The organism is Undibacterium sp. JH2W, from assembly GCF_049340425.1.
Taxonomy (GTDB): domain Bacteria; phylum Pseudomonadota; class Gammaproteobacteria; order Burkholderiales; family Burkholderiaceae_D; genus Undibacterium.
The window spans coordinates 42153-60734 of record NZ_JBMPOT010000012.1 but is presented as its reverse complement, the minus strand read 5'-3'; the positions used below and the strand labels follow the sequence as shown (position 1 = coordinate 60734).

At 49.4% G+C, this 18582-nt stretch carries 18 protein-coding genes and 1 pseudogene; 10 read left to right on the top strand and 9 right to left on the bottom strand.

The features are described 5' to 3' along the window. Positions 1-3 precede the first annotated feature (3 nt). The gene (locus ACO0LC_RS18745) at positions 4-462 is read left to right on the top strand and encodes a DUF4124 domain-containing protein (RefSeq protein WP_423005854.1); all 459 of its coding nucleotides are present in this window, start codon (positions 4-6) and stop codon (positions 460-462) included. 60 nt (positions 463-522) lie between these two features. Here the strand turns inward: ACO0LC_RS18745 and ACO0LC_RS18740 are convergent, their stop codons facing one another. The 5 genes from ACO0LC_RS18740 to ACO0LC_RS18720 all read right to left on the bottom strand — a co-directional run bounded on the left by ACO0LC_RS18740 (position 523) and on the right by ACO0LC_RS18720 (position 6019). After that, the gene (locus ACO0LC_RS18740; protein ID WP_423005852.1) at positions 523-1401 is read right to left on the bottom strand and encodes a peptidase; all 879 of its coding nucleotides are present in this window, start codon (positions 1399-1401) and stop codon (positions 523-525) included. A gap of 120 nt (positions 1402-1521) precedes the next feature. Continuing rightward, on the bottom strand, positions 1522-2622 hold the full coding sequence (locus tag ACO0LC_RS18735) for a hypothetical protein (protein WP_423005850.1): 1101 nt from the start codon (positions 2620-2622) through the stop codon (positions 1522-1524). Positions 2623-2791: 169 nt separating this feature from the next. After that, positions 2792-3598, bottom strand: a complete 807-nt coding sequence (locus ACO0LC_RS18730) for a transglutaminase family protein (RefSeq protein ID WP_423005848.1) — start codon at positions 3596-3598, stop codon at positions 2792-2794. 9 nt (positions 3599-3607) lie between these two features. Next, complete coding sequence (locus ACO0LC_RS18725; protein ID WP_423005846.1) at positions 3608-4558, bottom strand: alpha-E domain-containing protein; 951 nt, start codon at positions 4556-4558, stop codon at positions 3608-3610. A 15-nt stretch (positions 4559-4573) separates the two neighbouring features. Further along, on the bottom strand, positions 4574-6019 hold the full coding sequence (locus tag ACO0LC_RS18720; protein ID WP_423005844.1) for a circularly permuted type 2 ATP-grasp protein: 1446 nt from the start codon (positions 6017-6019) through the stop codon (positions 4574-4576). 223 nt (positions 6020-6242) lie between these two features. Between ACO0LC_RS18720 and ACO0LC_RS18715 the strand changes: the two genes are divergently transcribed. From ACO0LC_RS18715 to ACO0LC_RS18690, 6 genes and pseudogenes are all read left to right on the top strand, one after another. Then, positions 6243-6488, top strand: a complete 246-nt coding sequence (locus ACO0LC_RS18715) for a hypothetical protein (protein WP_423005842.1) — start codon at positions 6243-6245, stop codon at positions 6486-6488. 8 nt (positions 6489-6496) lie between these two features. Then, a complete protein-coding gene (locus ACO0LC_RS18710; protein WP_423005840.1) occupies positions 6497-8881 on the top strand; it encodes a hypothetical protein in 2385 nt (794 codons plus the stop codon). Then, positions 8878-10338: a hypothetical protein gene (locus ACO0LC_RS18705; protein WP_423005838.1), complete on the top strand. Its 1461-nt coding sequence runs from the start codon at positions 8878-8880 to the stop codon at positions 10336-10338. The genes ACO0LC_RS18710 and ACO0LC_RS18705 overlap by 4 nt, the downstream gene beginning before the upstream one ends. A gap of 84 nt (positions 10339-10422) precedes the next feature. After that, the gene (locus tag ACO0LC_RS18700; protein ID WP_423005836.1) at positions 10423-12690 is read left to right on the top strand and encodes an Ig-like domain-containing protein; all 2268 of its coding nucleotides are present in this window, start codon (positions 10423-10425) and stop codon (positions 12688-12690) included. Beyond that, entirely contained in the window at positions 12687-13172 is a 486-nt protein-coding gene (locus ACO0LC_RS18695; RefSeq protein WP_423005834.1) for a tetratricopeptide repeat protein, read from the top strand. Before ACO0LC_RS18700 ends, ACO0LC_RS18695 begins: the two co-directional genes overlap by 4 nt. A gap of 116 nt (positions 13173-13288) precedes the next feature. Further along, a pseudogene (locus ACO0LC_RS18690) lies at positions 13289-13588 on the top strand (helix-turn-helix domain-containing protein); the annotation flags it as partial. Positions 13589-13839: 251 nt separating this feature from the next. Here the strand turns inward: ACO0LC_RS18690 and ACO0LC_RS18685 are convergent. Together ACO0LC_RS18685 and ACO0LC_RS18680 are read right to left on the bottom strand one after the other, a co-directional pair. Then, complete coding sequence (locus ACO0LC_RS18685) at positions 13840-14220, bottom strand: hypothetical protein (RefSeq protein ID WP_423005832.1); 381 nt, start codon at positions 14218-14220, stop codon at positions 13840-13842. A gap of 75 nt (positions 14221-14295) precedes the next feature. Beyond that, positions 14296-14712, bottom strand: a complete 417-nt coding sequence (locus ACO0LC_RS18680) for a hypothetical protein (RefSeq protein ID WP_423005831.1) — start codon at positions 14710-14712, stop codon at positions 14296-14298. Between the two features lie 210 nt (positions 14713-14922). Here ACO0LC_RS18680 and ACO0LC_RS18675 point away from each other — a divergent pair, with 210 nt between their 5' ends. The 3 genes from ACO0LC_RS18675 (at position 14923) to ACO0LC_RS18665 (ending at position 16837) form a co-directional block, all read left to right on the top strand. Continuing rightward, on the top strand, positions 14923-15192 hold the full coding sequence (locus ACO0LC_RS18675) for a hypothetical protein (protein ID WP_423005829.1): 270 nt from the start codon (positions 14923-14925) through the stop codon (positions 15190-15192). 110 nt (positions 15193-15302) lie between these two features. After that, positions 15303-15788, top strand: coding sequence for an SAM-dependent methyltransferase (locus ACO0LC_RS18670; RefSeq protein WP_423005827.1), 486 nt, complete (start codon positions 15303-15305; stop codon positions 15786-15788). 185 nt (positions 15789-15973) lie between these two features. Further along, the gene (locus ACO0LC_RS18665; protein WP_423005825.1) at positions 15974-16837 is read left to right on the top strand and encodes a hypothetical protein; all 864 of its coding nucleotides are present in this window, start codon (positions 15974-15976) and stop codon (positions 16835-16837) included. A 282-nt stretch (positions 16838-17119) separates the two neighbouring features. Here the strand turns inward: ACO0LC_RS18665 and ACO0LC_RS18660 are convergent, their stop codons facing one another. Beyond that, positions 17120-17551: a nuclear transport factor 2 family protein gene (locus ACO0LC_RS18660; protein WP_423005823.1), complete on the bottom strand. Its 432-nt coding sequence runs from the start codon at positions 17549-17551 to the stop codon at positions 17120-17122. A gap of 117 nt (positions 17552-17668) precedes the next feature. Next, positions 17669-18235, bottom strand: coding sequence for a hypothetical protein (locus ACO0LC_RS18655; protein WP_423005821.1), 567 nt, complete (start codon positions 18233-18235; stop codon positions 17669-17671). Between the last annotated feature and the right edge of the window lie 347 nt (positions 18236-18582).

Sequence of the window (18582 nt, the reverse complement as noted above, 5' to 3'; positions counted from 1 at the left end):
AAAATGAAGCAAATTACACCCAAACTGCGCTTGCAGGCCGCCTGCCTTGGCCTTTTATTCATCGCCTATGCTAGCCATGCAGAAATCTATAAATGGGTAGATGCCAATGGCAAAACACATTATTCCGAGAAAAAGGATGATGCTGGTAAATCCAAGGTAGAAGAAGTCAAAGTCAAAGCCTTGCCTGAGTCAAGCAATACCGCTCCCTCGCAAAGCTGGCAAGACAGGGAAATTGAATTCCGCAAGCGCCAGGTGCAAAAACAGGAAGCCGATGCCAAAGCAGCCAAGGCGAGCGAAGCCAAGCCGCCCGCAGCCCCCGACTATCACCAGGAAACCGATGCCTCACGTTGTGCCCTGGCCAAAGACATCCTCAGTGGCAAGGCAGCACATGGAAATGGTGCCAAGACCGATGCCAATGACAGGACCATCGCTGAGCGGGATAAGAGTATGTTTTGCCATTAAGTCAGGTTTTGTATCTGAGCTTGAATGAACAGTGGGCTGCGGCTTAGCCCCAATACATCCTTAAGCCTGCTTGCTATTGTCAGGCTGCTGCGCCAAAGACTGCAAAGGTGAAGGCGTATTTGCCGTATCCCGCAACTCAGCTGGCACGGCGACGCGCACAGGCTTGCTGTGCATATTGGTGGCTGACAAGACATTGCCCTGGACCTCGGGGCTGGCGTTCCAGACCGGGTCGTCTATGCTTTCAAAGACCGACTTCAATTGCTGGCCCCAGGTATTGCGTATCATCTGGAAATACTGGTTTTTTTCATCGATGGTGACAAAATGGGTGATAGCCAGTTTATTGTCTTCATACACCAGCAAATCCAGCGGCAAGCCCACCGAGATATTGGAACGCAAGGTGGAATCCATGGAGATCAGTGCGCACTTGGCGGCTTCATCCAGTGGTGTCGCCGGTGTCACCACACGGTCGAGTATGGGTTTGCCATACTTGGCTTCGCCGATCTGGAAATAAGTATTTTCATTATGAGATTCAATGAAATTACCGGCAGAATAAATCTGGAACAAACGGCAACGCTCGCCCTTGATCTGGCCACCAAAAATCAGGCTGACATTAAAGTCTATGCCAAATTCTGAAAGTGACTTGGCATCGCGGTGATACACAGTGCGCACGGCCTCACCCAGGATGCGTGCAGCCTCATACATATTCGGTGCAGTCCAGATGGTCTTGCCAGCAGCATCGACATGCTCGGACACCAGTTGGCGTATGGATTGTGAAATCGACAAATTACCCGCAGTCATCAACACCATGGTGCGATCACCCGGGTTTTCAAACACTGACATCTTGCGGAAAGTGCCCACATGATCGACGCCAGCATTGGTGCGCGAGTCGGAAAGAAACACTAGCCCGGCGTCTAGGCGCATGCCAATACAGTAAGTCATAGTGCGGATTCTTGATCTGTCGAAACTTGAATTCTACCCGAAAGCGGGGCGACGAAATACGCTTGTCACATTGGTATGTAGCATAGCGATTGTTTAATGAGTAATATCGTGGACTACGATTTAGTCGGGCGCACTACAGGCTACTACATTGAATGGCATGCTGTTAAAGCCTAATTTGCCCGGCGTTAACCAATATACACCGTCGCAATATTCCTGAACTGCAAATTTTGAATAGCCTCTCGGTAAAGTTAGTTCGTATTCCATCCCTTCATTTAAGACATATATGCTTTGCTTGCCTTTGCGTTGGCCGCTAGAGAAAAATGGGCTGACAATCACGCGGTCGAGGCTTGCGCATATATGTGCAAGGCTTTCATCAACAGGCTGAAATACTGGGGCATGCAAACTCAAATCCACATGGTTGCGGGTAAGGATAGAGGGGGATACGCCATCTCTTTGATAAACGGGGTTATAACCAGCAACAAACAGATGCCAGTATTCATCTATCCACGCACAGTCATGGATGAGAGGCGGCAAGTCCATGTTAATACTATTGTTTGTGAGCCTTGCACCACCCGTGCCAGTTTTCGAATAGGGTTTGTAGTCATTAAATTTGGTAGATCGCGGAATTCCCAGTTCTTGGGTGGATAACCATTTTGCCTGTTTGCTTTGTTCGTCGATTTCCAATAGGCAGACATGACGCCCTCCATTGCCACTATCTTCCGGTGAGGAAAATACAACTGGCAGCAAATTACCACTGGGATTGCCACAATGCACAGGCATAAAGTGGCTGTCCTTTTTAAAGGAATTGTATTTCGGTGCACTGAACAATCGGAAGTGATTTTCAATTTTTAGCAACTGTGGCGATGCATCGATATCATCTAAAAGATAAATGTATTCGCTTCCAAGCAAAAGACCAAATGCCTCCCCGAACTTGAAAGCCTGAATTTGGGTTCTTGTGGAATCTTCGTGCAAAGAGCCAGAAATGACTAGCTTGAATTGCTGAATTATCTCAGCGGGCAAAATGCGATATCGAATACCTTCGCGTGTTATCTCAGCGAGCCAATAATTGAGTTCTGAAGCGGATGATTCCCTATTTTTTTTCCAGCCAAAAGCAATCGCTTTACTATTAGCGAAAGACATCAATTTAGTCATACTGTTAATACCGGAAAACTCTTTACCAAGGTTCAGTTCAACCTGGAAATTGTATTTCAATTTAATCAATCTTTTTGCTCTCCATAAGAAATCCGGTTACAAGTCAATCAAAAATATGGGCTGGATTCAAATTACCTAATCTATGCAATAGAAAGATAGCAGACTTTTCGCTGCAGCACGGACGTTGCAGTAAAAGCTCAATCATCAAACTCGTCAAGGTGGCACAATCCACGCGCTCTCACCTGGGTGTGACTTGCACAGTCACACTCAAAGTCTCCAAACCACCACCGCGGCGCACGCCGCGCACCGGCGCGGCTGAATCATAGTCGCGTCCTATGGCCAGACGGCAATAGGCATCTGTCATCAGCACGGCATGCGTCACATCGACGCTGACCCAGCCGCTATAGTCGCCGTCTTCTACCCAGACATCCACCCAGGCATGACTGTCGGCATGGCCAGTGGATTCAGGATCAATATAGCCAGACACATAGCGTGCCGGTATGCCACGGGCATGGCAGCAGGCCAGCATGATATGGGCATGGTCCTGGCAGACGCCGCGGCCCAATTGCAGGGCATCACTGGCACTGGTCGTGACGATGGTTGCACCGGTTTGGTACTCGACTGCACCACGTATGTGCGCTGCCAGATTAAGTAGTGCAGCCGTGCTGGTCTTGCCACTGTCGGGCAAGTGCGCATGAGCAAAGTCCATGATCGCTGGCACTGGTTCGGTCAGCCGCGTTGGCACAGTAAATACCAGCGGTGAAAATGTGTCAGGGTCGGTGATGCGCCCCTGATAAGGTGTCGTCAGTTCGACTACCCCTTCGGCAATGATGGCAACCTCGTGATGCTGGCCCGTGATGGTCAGGGTATGCGAAGGGTTGCCATAGGCATCAATATACGAATGGCGCTGCCCTGCAGTCTTGATTTGCCAGGAGATGGCATGCTGGTGTTGCTCGGCACGTGGTGTCAGGCGTAATTGTTGTATGGTGTAAGTCAGCGGTGCTGAGTACTTGTAGATAGTCTGGTGGCGTATAAAAAGTTGCATGATGTTTTCTCAGGCCGCCAGCGGGACCAGGAAATCGCGACTGACACGATTACCCAGGTCAAAAATGTTTTCCATGAAGCGCGTCAGGTTGTCATGCAAACCTTCTGCCAGGATCTCTTCTATGCGGGCAAATTGCAATTCTGCATGCAGCTTGCCAGCAAAACGTTCAGTGTCTGCTGACACATCGTTACGCACTTCTTTCAGATTGGCGACCACCTCATCCATGCACGCCAATAAGGAACGTGGCATATCACCCCGCAGCATCAGCAATTCTGCCACCCGTTCAGGTGTGATGACATCGCGATAGACCTTGCGGTAAATTTCAAAGCCAGAGACTGAGCGCAGCAGCGCCGCCCAGTAATAAAAATCCCTTTGCAAGCTGTCATTGCCGCGCCCGCTTTCCTTGGCACCGTGGAACTTCACATCCAGTATCCGCGCCGTATTATCTGCGCGCTCTATGAAAGTACCCAGGCGGATGAAGTGCACCGCCTCATCTTTCAACATCGTGCCCAGCGTCACGCCACGTGACAGATGCGAACGGTACTTGACCCATTCAAAAAACTGGCTGGGATCGTTTTCCAGTATCGTGTCTGACAACCTGTCCTGCATGTCCAGCCAGGTGGCATTCTGGGTTTCCCATACCTCGGTCGTCAGCGTGCCGCGCACGGCCCGGGCATTTTCCCGCGCTTCCTTCAGGCATGACGCGATAGAGGAGGGGTTCATCGGGTCCCTGACCATGAAGTCCAGCACATCCTTCTTCGTCAGCAAACCATATTGATGGTCAAAGGCAGACTGCAATTCAGAGATACCCAGCATGGCACGCCAGCCACGTTCAGCATCTTCGGCAGACTGTGGCAACATCGAGGTCTGGATATTTACATCCAGCATACGGGCAGTATTCTCGGCGCGCTCGGTATAGCGCGCCATCCAGAACAAATGATCGGCGGTACGGCTTAGCATGTATTTTCTCCTGACTTAATTTTCCAGAATCCAGGTATCTTTCGTCCCGCCACCCTGTGAAGAATTCACTACCAGCGAACCCTCCTGCAAAGCCACCCGCGTCAAACCGCCTGGTACCATGGAGATGGTCTTGCCAGACAAAACAAAGGGTCGCAAATCTATATGGCGCGGGGCAATGCCGCTTTCAACAAAGGTAGGGCAGGCCGACAATGCCAGCGTAGGTTGGGCGATATAACCATCGGGCCTGGCCAGCAAACGCTGGCGAAAATCTTCTATCTGCGCCCTGGTCGAAGCCGGGCCCACCAGCATGCCGTAACCACCTGCGCCATGCACTTCCTTGACGACCAGCTCAGCCAGGTTCGCCAAGGTATAAGACAGGTCTTCGGGTTTGCGACACTGGTAAGTCGGCACATTGTTCAAGATAGGTTTTTCTGTCAGGTAAAACTTGATCATGTCCGGCACGAAAGGGTAGATCGATTTATCATCCGCCACACCTGTACCTATCGCATTCGCCAGCGTTACACGACCAGCGCGATACACCGACAGCAAGCCCGGCACACCCAGAGAAGAGTCAGGCCGGAAAGCCAGGGGATCAAGAAAATCATCATCAATACGGCGATAAATCACATCCACCCGTTTGGGCCCGCGCGTGGTGCGCATAAAGACCGCATTGTCATTCACAAACAAATCCTGGCCCTCAACCAGTTCCACCCCCATTTGCTGGGCCAGGAAGGCATGCTCAAAATATGCCGAGTTATACATGCCCGGCGTCATGACCACCACAGTAGGGTTATCCACACCCACGGGAGCGACTGAGCGCAGGTTATCCAGCAACATGTCAGGATAATGATCCACCGGTGCAATCTTGTTACGTGCAAACAGTTCAGGAAAAAGCCGCATCATCATCTTGCGGTCTTCCAGCATATACGACACGCCAGAAGGCACCCGCAAATTGTCTTCCAGTACGTAGAATTCGCCCTCGCCAGCGCGCACAATATCCACACCAGCAATATGGGCATAAATGTCAGAAGCAACTGAAATACCCTGCATTTCAGGTCGATATTGGGCATTTTTATAGATTTGCTCAGCCGGGATGATGCCCGCCCTGATGATATTCTGATCGTGATAAATATCATGGATAAACATATTCAGCGCCTGCACTCGCTGCGCCAGACCCTTTTGCAACTGCGCCCATTCACCCGCATGGATAATGCGTGGGATGATGTCAAACGGGATCAGCCTCTCCGTACCCGCATCATCACCATACACGGCAAAGGTAATGCCCACCCGGCGAAAGCTCAGGTCCGCCTCGGCCCGCTTGCGCTTCAATCTCTCGGCAGGCTGTTGTGCCAGCCAGTCGCAAAACTCACGGTAATGTTCCCGTGTCAATTCTCCGCCAGGTGCAGCTGCACCCGGTGCGGCATCATCATAGGCATGCATTTCATTGAAAAACTTGGCCATGTTCTCGTCTCGTGGTTACGGTTCCATTACAGCATATCAAGAAACGTGCCAGTGCCCATCAGGGTTAACCGTAGCGTGGTTTTTTTGCGATGGTGGACGTAGTCAGGCTGGCAATAAGATCGAAATTTTTAAGTGCAGTTGAGTGATGGCGCCAGGCAATGCTTGTTAAAAATATATTTTTCAGATGCTTAAGATAAGTCGAAAACAGTATTTTATAATCGGCTTGTTTTTATTGAAACGCGGGCTACTTTCTTCATTTTCAGAATTTTTTGCTGAACGCAGTCATGGCTTACAAGTTAAAACTACTTGGAGCCAGCATATTTTGATTGCGCGTGCACAGCCCCCTATTTTTCACCTATCTATATTCGCAGTGTCAGGCCATGCCCTGATGTTTTTTAAAATCCTTAAACAAAAACAGAATAACTGTTTTGCACCCGATGCAAGCAAAGCGGGAGTTTTGACGGAGTGATTACCTACATGAAGTTTATCTACCATCTTATTTCGCGTCCGCTGGCATTGCTGGGTGTGGCGTTCATGTTTTGCTCGTCCCAGGCACATGCTGGCTATGTTGAACCTACCTATGCTTATGGCTATCAAATTCTGCATAAAACCTTAGATAGTCTAAGGGAGGCGATCATTTCAAGTATGACCAATGGCACCATGCAGTCGGATTATTGGCGTTGGGAAGATGGAATATTTCCATACTTTGATGATCGAACACCTACGACTATAAATGGTGGGGCGCGGTCTTTTTATGTATTGGCACATCCTACTCAGAGAGCAATTAAAGAGGGACTTGTGCCTCCCGGCGATTACAAATGGATAGGAGGATTGGTATCCGCTATTTGTCCAGATGGCTATACAAAAATTGATTCCGCCGATGCATTTCCTGCAGGCCCGGATTTCCATGTGGCTTGCTTTAAGCCTGAACCTTGTAATTGCGATAAAGCGGGCAATCCTGTCTTGATTTCTTCCGGCACCAAAACAGAAACTGCAGTCGACTACCAGGGCGCGCCAGGCCTGGAGTTTGTCCGCAATTATCGTAGTGACCGTCAGGGCTGGACGCACAATTATGCCGTCAAAGGATTTGATACCGGATCTGCGGCATCAGTAGACGCTTTGAAAAACTATTACGAGCAACTGCCCTGCATTGCTGGTATTGATCAACAGTTCAAGCAATCGTATTGTTTCAAGCAGGTTTCTCCCAACTTTGCCTATAATATTGGCACCCACCCCAACGAATTTATTCTGATACGCGGCAATGATCCCATGCGGGCTTTTGGCACTGCCAACAACTACAATCCTTTATCAGATAACAATGATCGCGTCACCAAGATTTTTGATGCAGGTGGTGCGGCCACAGGCTGGTCCGTCTATAACTCTTCAGACGAATCTACAGAGTATTTTGATCTGAAGGGGTATGTGGTCAAGATAGTCGAACGTGGTGGCATGCAAAAGCTGTTCACTTATTCTGATATAACTACACCAGTCGCAATCGCCCAAAAGCCCGGCTTATTGATACGCGTGACCAATCACTTCGGTCAGCAACTCAACTTCACCTATCGCGGTGACCGTATGCTGACTATGATTGATCCTGCCGGTGGTGTCACCACCTATGCCTATGATGAAGCCAGTTCCTTAGGGGCCAATGGAACCACTCCCAAGGGTAACCTCACATCTGTCACTTATCCTGACAGTAAAAAACGCGTCTACTGGTATAACGAACAAGACAAGACCAAAGGCACGGATTTAGCGATTGCCCTGACCGGTATTACCGACGAGAACGGTGTACGTTTTGCCACCTGGACCTATGACGAAAAAGGTCGCGCAACCAGCTCTGAGCATGCTGGCGGTGTAGAAAAATATACCTTCACTCCTGCAGGCTACCTCATCAATCCTACCCATACCGATCCATTGGGCGTGGTATGGGAACATTATTATGTCGACGTGCAAGAAACCAAGCAGCTAGGATATAAAAAGCGCATAGTAGGTTCAGAATCTTCCCAGATTCACTATACCTATGACTATAATGGCAATGCCTACGACATCACCGGTTATAGAGGCCAGTCAACAACACGCACCTTTGATAACAATCGCAATCTGGAACTGACACGCACAGAAGCCACAAGCCGCAGCGAAGCCCAAACCACCACCACCAGCTGGCACCCGGCTTTCCGCATTCCAGTCCAGATCAATGCCCCTTTACTGCGCATCAGCTACAGCCACGATCTTAAAGGCAACGTCCTCACCAAGACAGAACAAGCTACCACTGACACAAACGGCAGCCAGGGTGCCAGTGCACCTGTCACCGGCAGTCCGCGCACCTGGACCTATACCTACAACGACATCGGCCAGGTATTAACCGTCACTGGTCCCCGTACCGACGTCGTCGATAAAACCACCTACACCTACGACAACCTTGGCAACCTGAATACCGTCACCAACCCCCTCGGCCATGTGACCATCCTCAGCAACTACGATGCCAACAGCAGAGTAGGCCAGATCACCGACGCCAACGGCATGGTCACTAACCTGAGCTACACCCCCCGTGGCTGGCTCAAACAACGCACCACCAATGCCGATGGCGTGACTGAAACCACTGTCTACGACCACGACAACGTCGGCCAGATGACCAAAGTCACCCTGCCAGACAACAGCAGCATCAGCTACACCTATGACGACGCCCATCGCCTCACCAAGATCAGCGACAGCCTCGGCAACAGCATCAACTACACCCTGGACGTCATGGGCAACCGCACCAATGAAACCGTCACCGACGCCAGTGGCACACTGAGCCGCCAGGTCAGCCGCGTCTACGACCTCCTCAACCGCCTGCAAAAGGTGACAGGAGCAGCACAATGAAGCGCACAACCAATACACCCATGAAACAGCACATCACAGCGACCCTCGTCAGCCTGGCCCTGGTCATCAGCTATGGCCAAGGCACCGCCCTGGCCCAGACAACGGCAACGTCTCCAAGCACCGTCTACCAATACGAATACGATCTTAACGACAACCTCATTAAAATTACCAACGGCAACAATGCAGTCACCAAGCAAAGCTATGACATGCTCAACCGCCTGCAAAGCCAGACCGATGCCGACAACAAAACCACCAGCTACACCTACAATGGCCAAAACCGCCTGACCCAGGTCACCGACGCCCGCAACCTCAACACCATTTACAGCATCGATGGTCTCGGCAACCAACTGAGTCTGACCAGCCCCGACACTGGTGTGACGACGACCACCGCAGATGCCGCAGGCAACATCCTCACTAAAAAAGACGCCAAAGGCCAGACCACCACCTATGCCTATGATGCCCTCAACCGCATCACCAGCATCACCTACCAGGATGGCAGCAGCACCACCTACACCTACGACCAGGGCAATAATGCCAAAGGCCGCCTGAGCCAGATCAGCGACCAGAATGGCAGCATCGCCTACACCTACGATGGCCGTGGCCGCGTACTGACAGAAACCCGCAGTATCAATAGCGCAGGCAGCAACACCACCCGCTACCAGTACGACAATACTGGCCGCCTGAGCACATTGACCTACCCCAATGGCCGCCAGATCAGCTACACCCGCGACAGCCTGGGTCGCGTCAGCCAGATCGACACCAGCAAAGACGGCATCACCATGACCGTCCTGAGCCAGGTCAGCTACCGCCCCTTTGGTGGCGTCCAAAGCTACCGCAACAGCGCAGGCCAGACCACCAGCCGCAGCTTCGACACCGAAGGCCGCATTGCCAGCTACACCCTCAACAACAAAGTACAAGCCATCAGCTACGATGCCGCAGGCCGCATCACCGCCATTAACGAAGCCAACAACCCCAACCGCCAGACCACCTACGGCTATGACAACGTCGACCGCCTCACCAGCTACCTGACACCCCAGGCCAGCCAGGGTTTCAGCTACGACCCCGTGGGTAACCGCAACACCAAGACCAATGGTGCCGCCAATACCAGCTACACCTATGCCAGCAACAGCAACCGCCTGAACCAGGTCACCGACAGTCAAAGCAAAACCATCGTCACCGACCCCAACGGCAGCATCACCAACAACGGCAACAACCAGTTCAACTACGACACCCGTGGCCGCATGATCTCCGCCGTCACCCCCATAGGCACAGTGCAATACCTCATCAACCCCCTGGGCCAGCGCGTACAAAAGACCGTCCCCGCCAACGGCAGCAATCCTGCCACCAGCAGCCTGTACCACTATGACCAGGGTGGCAAACTGATCAGCGAACGCACAGGGCAAAGTGATATTGACTACATCTACCTCGATGATTTACCGGTAGCCGTCATCAAATAAGCCTGGCTCTAAAAACTAAGCCATTACTAAAAAACCGCCCTCAGCTCACCCACGAGAGATGAGCCAGGGGCAGGGGAGAAGAATTTGTTTCAACAACGATTATTAAGCAGGATAAGCATCAGCGCAGCCCTGGTTTGCCTTGCTGCCATCAGCAGCCAGGCATTCGCCGTGGTGCCCACCGTCAGTTTGACGGCACCCACCGCCAATGCCCGCTATGCTTCACCAGCAGCGATTACCCTGACGGCCAACGCCAGCAACACCGGCGACACCATCAGCAAAGTCGATTTCTATCAAGGCGCCACCTTACTGGGAACCGCCACCACGGCCCCTTACACCTATACCTGGAGCAATGCGCCCACCGGCAGCTATAGCCTGACTGCCAAAGCGACCAATAGCCATAATGAAGTCAAGACTTCCACGGCTGTAGCTGTTGTCGTCAACAATGGACCCACAGTCAGCCTGACAGCACCAGTAGCCAATAGCAGTGTCGCAGGCAAAGCCACGATTACCATCACCGCCAATGCCACAGATGCCGATGGCACAGTGAGCAAAGTTGAGTTCTACAACGGCGCAACATTGCTAGGCAGTAGTACCACCAGTCCCTACAGCTATAACTGGGTCAATGTAATACCTGGCACGTACAGCATCACTGCCAAAGCAACAGATAATCTCAGCGGTACAACGACCAGCAGCCCGGTCAGTATTACCGTCACTAATCCGATCACCGTCAACGTCACCGCACCGGCGAATAACGCCAGCGTGACTGTAGGTACACCCATCGCCATTACTGCGACAGCAGCAGATAGTAAAGGCACGATCAGTAAAGTCGAGTTCTACAATGGAACAACACTACTGGGTAGCAGCACGACTGCTCCCTATAGCTACAACTGGGCCAATGCCGTAGTCGGTACTTATAGCCTTACCGCTAAAGTGACAGACAGCCAAAGCCTGACACAAACCAGTACCCCAGTGACCGTACAAGTCAAGGCAGCAGTCACACCGCCCACTGTCAGCCAGACACCGGCACTCAATCAAACTACCCAGACAGCACCAGCCAATGGTACTTTCGTGGCACCAGCAGGCATCAGCTTGGCAGCGACAGCCACAGCAGTAGCAGGCAGCACGATTGCCAAGGTCGAGTTTTACCAAGGCGCGACACTGATAGGCACAGCCACTGCACCAACAACAGCCAACGGCAGTAACTACAGTGTCAACTGGACCAATGTCACAGCGAATAGCTATAACGTCACAGCCAAGGCGACAGACAATAACAACGCCACGGCAACAACAGCGCCAGTGACAGTGAATGTCATCAACAATAACGCGCCCACGGTCAGCCTGACAGCAAGTCCGCAAAACGCCACGGCACCAGCGACCATCATCCTGAATGCGACAGCCACAGATAGCGATGGCACGATCGCCAAGGTGGAATTCCTGAATGGCACAAACAGCATTGCGACAGTGACGCAAGCGCCGTATAAAACCAATTGGGAGAATGTGGCGCAGGGGAGTTACAACCTGACGGCCAAGGCGACGGACAACCTCGGTGCAAGTACGACTTCAGCAGTTGTACCGGTGGCTGTGACGGCAAATACACCGAAGATGTATGATATTCATGCGGATCATCTCAATACACCGCGGGTGATTACGGACGCGACAGGAACAGAAGTCTGGCGTTGGGATAGTGCGCCGTTTGGGGAGACGGTGGCGAATGAGCAGCCGCAGAATAATGCGACCAAGTTCACGTTTAATCAGAGGTTTCCGGGGCAGTATTATGATCAGGAGACGGGGCTGCACTATAACTATTTTAGGGATTATGATCCGCAGATGGGGAGGTATGTTCAGAGTGATCTGATTGGGTTGGGTGGAGGAATAAATACATTTGCATATGTAGGTGCGAATCCGAATTATTTGAGTGATTTTTTTGGGTTAGAAGTTGACTTAAACTACTTTACACCCGGTTCCAAAGATTGGTCTTATGCAAATAATGTGAAGTCAATTCCTGGAACATATATTATTGCCGGGCATGGAAATAATTCTTGGGTTATTGACATGAGAATAAGAGGTACTGAACGGGAAATTCCTGTAGAGGAATTAATTGAAAAAATTCTTTCTGACAAAAATTTTAAAGGAAAAAAAAGGATACTAATTCTTTCATGTTTTGTCGGACAAGATGAAACCAGAAATGGAAAGCCTACAGGTGAAAATTATTCTCAAAATTTGGCGAATGGGACAGGGGTAGAAGTAATAGCTGCAAATAGTTTCGTTGATCTTGCTGCTGATGGAAGTTATTCACCTCGAAAACCAGGGAGGTTTGTAGTTAAGAAATGTGCTTGTGGAGAAAAAAAATGAGTGTGAATAGAAATATTTTAATAATGTTTTATTTTATTAATATCTCAGCGATGGCTCATGTTACAAATTCATTTTTTGAGTCAGATGTTGTTGAAAATAGTGGATTTAATGGTCAAGAACGATGTCAGCAAACGGAAGATCGTTACTTAGATATTAAAGACTATATAAAAATGTCGAAAAGGGAATTTTTTACGTTACTCGCCAACGCAAGAAACGGAGATGCATCTTCTGCAAATAGTCTTGGTATGTATTATGATGTTGTGCCAGGTTGTTATAATAAAGCAGTTTATTGGCTTCGGATTGCGGCAAAAAAAGGTTATGGAATAGCACAATTTAATTTGGGGTCTTTATTGCTTAGGAATCAAACAAAAGATAGTTATACAGAGTCCATCCATTGGTTAGAATTAGCAGAAAAAAATGGTGTAGATAGCGCAAAATATTCAAAAAAAAGAGCTTTAAACTGGCTTAACACTAACAATTAAAAGGGGTGGCTGTTGATTTGCACTGAAAATTGACCCACTTTGCTGGATAAATTGCATCTAAAATTGACCCACGTTTAGCACACAATCCTACTTATCTTGATGAGTAGGGAGCAGGAGTGATTGACGTGGCATTACTAGGTATTATTCGACGCTGGCACATTCGTGACCAGATTCCATTACGCGAGATTGCCAGGCGACTGGGCATCTCTCGTAACACTGTCCGGCGCTATCTGCGCTCTGAAGTCACAGAGCCAGCATACGCGGATCGACAAACAACAAGTGCAATCGATAAATACGCATTACAGCTTTCAAGCTGGCTTAAAACCGAAGCTAGCAAGAATCGTAAGCAGCGACGAAGCTTAAAACAACTTCATCTGGATCTGAAAGAACTGGGATTTGAAGGGTCGTATGACCGTGAAAGAAAGGGTCAGGTCTTACATTCATACATTTCTAAGAATAGAATCCACCGAGTCAGTGCCACCATAAGCCAATGCCTTGATGTGATCGATAACATACCCAGGGCAAGCGCCCTTTGTATTGCCTGTGCTGGGGCATGGGTTCTGCCGCTGGGTTTCGCGCTTGACGCTTGAGCTGCGGGCTGGCGCAGCCGTCACAACTACTGAATGCATAAGCAGCGTGGCAACAATCAGAAACACGACCTGACGTCTCATTTTCCCACCTCATCCGGACAGACTTTTACCCTTCCCTTCAAGTATTCAAGTTGCCTCTGCATAGACTCAAGCCTGCTCACCATTAACCTGCTCACAGCATCCCTTAAAGGTTCAAAGACGACTTTGCCATCCGCATCCACATAAAAATCATGAAACCCCACGTACCCGCCCGTGCTGTTCTTGCCATTAACCTGACCACAAAGGCCTTTGGTTTCCCGCACATACTTCACATCCATAAAAACCGCAGAATCTGGGTCTATAAGCTCATTTCGAACAAGTTGTTCCCCTCGATACTGCGGATACCATGCATACGTCATCACTCCCCCTGCAAAGAGAAGAATCAAGGCACATACTAATATTATTTTCTTTGACTTCAATTTGCTTCCTTATGAATTTTACAAAATTATTCCCATAGCGACTCGCAAAAGTCATAATCACCGCAGCTAACCAATTCACGGGCTTTTAGAGTAAACATAACTACGACTCCACGCTGCACGATCGCATTCCGCTAATGGTGTATTCCCTTCTTTTGAACGACTAGCGCGGCCAGAAGCCAATTCACATTGCAATGCATTGGCCCTATAAGCAGTCTCAGAAATCGGCAACTTCGGCAAAACGCATTTATTCGCCTGCATCAGAAGTAGATTAGCCTGGATAGCACCCATCTGGAGAACCTGGTTTAGCTTTCTGTTTGTTTCTCTGGGTGCGCTGTTATCCAATATCCCCGTCATTTCATAATATGCCAACTCTTTAACCCCACCCTCAACAGCAATAGACAACTGCTCACAAGTAGAATCGACGGCCTTCGTTTGTGCCTGCACCACGTTCACACCTAACAAAAAACACAAAAAAACTAAGTAACTTTTCATCTTAACCCCCGCGTAGCCGCATTCATGATATCAACAACTGACACTAGAGTGACTAGTATTGTTATTACTGCAAACACCTTCAGCGTCACCCCGTTGTCTTTTGCGAGAATCATCTCAACCATCCGCGTAAACCAAGAAAGGGTCAAGTCTTAAATTCATACATTTTCCAAGAAAAGAATTGTCGTAATATAAGACCTGCCCCCTTCTTTTTTGATAACAAAAAATGAGCAGGATTTAGTTGCCGAGAACTATTCAAAATCAGCAGACATCGAAAGTGTTGATATATTGAAATTGCAAAATTCGACTAATAAATTGCTGGCTCCACCCACCAGTGAAAATAATTTTGGAGATTTTGAAATGATTGAATTCCCAGAAATAAATGTACCGTCACCGGTATCAGAAAGCGCGGTAATGGTGAATGTTGGAAAGAAAGGGGCAGGTCTTACATTCATACATTTTCCAAGAATAGAATTGTCGTAACGTAAGACCTGACCCCTTCTTTTCGTAATGCAATACCTGCACCTATATTTTTGCCGGTGACCATGAATAAGCACTAAAGACTCAATGGATTTCATAGATAGGAGAAAAGAATGTCAGCATTGAATGCTACTGTTGTGAGAGTTGAAGCCATAGGCTTTGTAGAGGCGATGCGCCCTCATGCTGAGGATGATTACTGGGGTGGCGAAGAGGCATGTATCACATTAACTGAGGGTTTTACTCCTGATGCCTTAAAGGGGCTCGCAGACTTTTCTCATGCTGAAATTTTGTTCTATTTTCACGAGGTCGATGACGCAAAAATTATCTCGGGCGCACGCCATCCCAGAAACAATAATGCATGGCCTGAAGTGGGTATTTTCGCTCAGCGTGGCAAGAACCGGCCAAACAGAATCGGCAGCACGATTTGCCGTATCTTTCGAGTGGAAGGTGTAAAGGTTTTTGTTGCCGAGCTTGATGCAATCAATGGAACACCCGTGCTGGATATTAAACCCGTCATGAGAGAATTCCTGCCGCGCCAAGAGCTTCAACAGCCAGCGTGGTCACATCAAATAATGAGTGAATATTGGAAAAGAAAATAGTACTTGGGCGCTTTAACTCCATCAATCCATAACTCATGGACAGTTCGAATATTGTGCCTTTGGAGAGCATGTCTGGCAAAGCTATGCCGAAAGTAGGTAGACTGAAACTAAGGTGTGATGTTGCAGAGTACCGTGTTATATTGCCGATTTGCTACATTTGACACCTTAACCAACAAGGAAACAATATGTCACTTCGTCTGCTGCCATTATTGCTGCTTGCCTGCCTCAGTTCGAATGCCATTGCCGCTCAGGCAGGCGCTGATTCGACGATCTCTCGAATTGATCATATCTTGATTGAGCAGAAAGCGACTGACGACTCATTCCAGCTCTTTGCGAACCAGCTTCAGGTTCCAGTCATTTGGCCAATGGTGAAATACGGGCCTTTTAGCAGCGGCGGTCTTTACTTCGGAAATGTCGTGCTTGAGTTTGGCCAGTTTGCTGCGTTAGGAGGCGTTGCACCAGAAAGCCCACGCCTCGCAGGTATCGCTTTCCAACCACTTAAGTCGGCGGCCGCGAGCATGTTGGAATTTGATCAGCATCAGATTGCTCATGGTCCAGCAGAACCGTTCACCACGTATCGTGATGGCAAGCCGCAAGCCTTGTGGACCAATGTCAGAATCAGCGGAATTGGACCTGCCGATTCCTGGCTATTTGTCTGTGAGTATCACTTCGACTCGAAGCTTCGCCAGACTGCGGCGTTCGACGAGCTACAGAAACTCAAAGGCGGGCCTCTTGGTCTCCTGGGTGTGAAGGAAGTCATCATTGAGACGCCCGACTTGCAGGCAGCAAGGGCACGATGGAAGAATCTTCTTTCGTCGGCAATTGAGCAAGAGGCCGGCGTATTTACACTATCATCGGGACCCGTCATCCGGCTTGCTCAAGGGAAGAGCGAAGCGCTCCGTTCGTTGACGATAGAAGTGTCGTCTTTGTCACAAACCAGAGCAGCCCTCGCTGCGCAGAGCATTGCCTATGATGACAAAGGGACGGAAATCCTCCTTGGCAATGGCAATGTGCACGGGCTCCCCTTTCGCCTGGTTCAGCGTGATTGATGGCTAAGCCTGGCATCGAGCGGACGTACCTTTGGCCTGTCACTCATGTCAAGTATTGACCTGACTCTGACCCAAAAAGACGGGTGCAGGCCTTACATTCGTGCATTTCCTTGGCATAGAATCGTCGCAATATAAGTAGTCGTCGGTTCACTACCAAAAATCTCGCTGAAGCAAACACAGGAATTTACTCACTGAAAATCATTGACTTAGAGTTTTTATTGAGAGGCTTGATCCCGTGCCTTGGCCCCACGCCGCTGGCACTAGCAATCTGCGATGCAAAGCTTAAGTGGGCCTGGGCATGGCCTTGGCAGCGATGCGGTCAGGCAGGATCCTAGCGATTAGCTCAGTGTCGCAATATTCTTCGTATCGGGTGATCTTGCCATCTCTGAAATGAATCACGAAGACATAATCGTTGTCATATCGCTGGCCGTCAGTGGTGAGGTTTTTGCCTCTGGCCTGCAATACGATGATGTCGCCGCCGTCAATCAGGCGACTGGGAATCGTGGCGCGCTCGACAAGGACTTTGCCAAGGGGGCGGAAGATTTCGTCAATGATGACCTGCTTGCCGACGAACTCGCCACTCCATGAGCCCTGTCCTATGGTTCGCCAGATGAGGTCCTCATGGCAGGCCTCCCAGAAAGGAACGCCATTCCCCTTCGCGACTTCATCGAAGATGGTCGAAACAAGCTGAGCGTTGGATGAAAGTTTTGTCATGGTTTCCCTCCCAGTTATTGCAAATGAACTTCATTCTTCCTGCGCTTCATCACGTCCATCAATTAATAAAACACTAAACCACATCGCAACCAATCTGATCGATCACCTAGCTAAGCTTCATCGGGCTCCTGGCATAGGGTCAAAGCGCCAACCTGTCGCATCCTTCTCAAATCGCACATCACCCTTATCACCGGACTCCCACTCGGCCGAGGCGTGCGCTTTTGTTCCTTCAACCACAAGGTTTGAAAGGCGAACCTTGTCAAGGTAATCCCAGACAAATGAAGTACCAGCATCGTACCTTCTATGGTTCGCTTCCAGTTCTGCGGCCAAGCTACGCGAGTCATGGATTTTTGCGATTGCTGCTTTGTACGCGTCAGGGAAATTTCCCGCACTTGCAGGCCAATTGTAACGTTTAAGTATTTCTTCACAGCCGATTGACTGTTTAAGGCCTGCCGCAACTGCCTTTGGATTAGATCCACTGAGGCAAATCATGACGGAATTTCCCAGTTCATCAAGGACAGCTTGGTCAGTCAAAGCGTCAAAGTAAGTTTTCAGATCATGATTTTTGAGTGCTGCTCGCGCTGCTAAAAATGCTGCCTCCGGCGATTCGGCGCGATTTGGAATGGGCTCGCTACAGGAGCATACTGCAAGAATCATTAGTGTGAAGAGAAAAGTGTGCTTCATGAGATTTAATGCAGAAAAGACTGGCGCATCGCGTCCGAGTCGATTGTTGAGTTATGCGCCATGATTCGATCCCAAGCTTGAAAATACATTTGCTATTATTGCAGGATATTGTAGCTGAGTTTATAACAAGATCATCTCTATCGGATTTGATGTGGCAGATACAAGTTCGAAGTACAAGCCTGTGTTAGAGCGATTGTATCTGAGCCATATAGATTTAGTGTTGAGTTTTGTAAGCAAGACATTTTCTAGGGCTATGGTTCAAGTAGTCCATTGCATCAGTCATGTCTTGCGTTGGGATGGATTCACAACGGATTTTTTTCGGGAAGAACTGCCACAAAAAGAAGAGG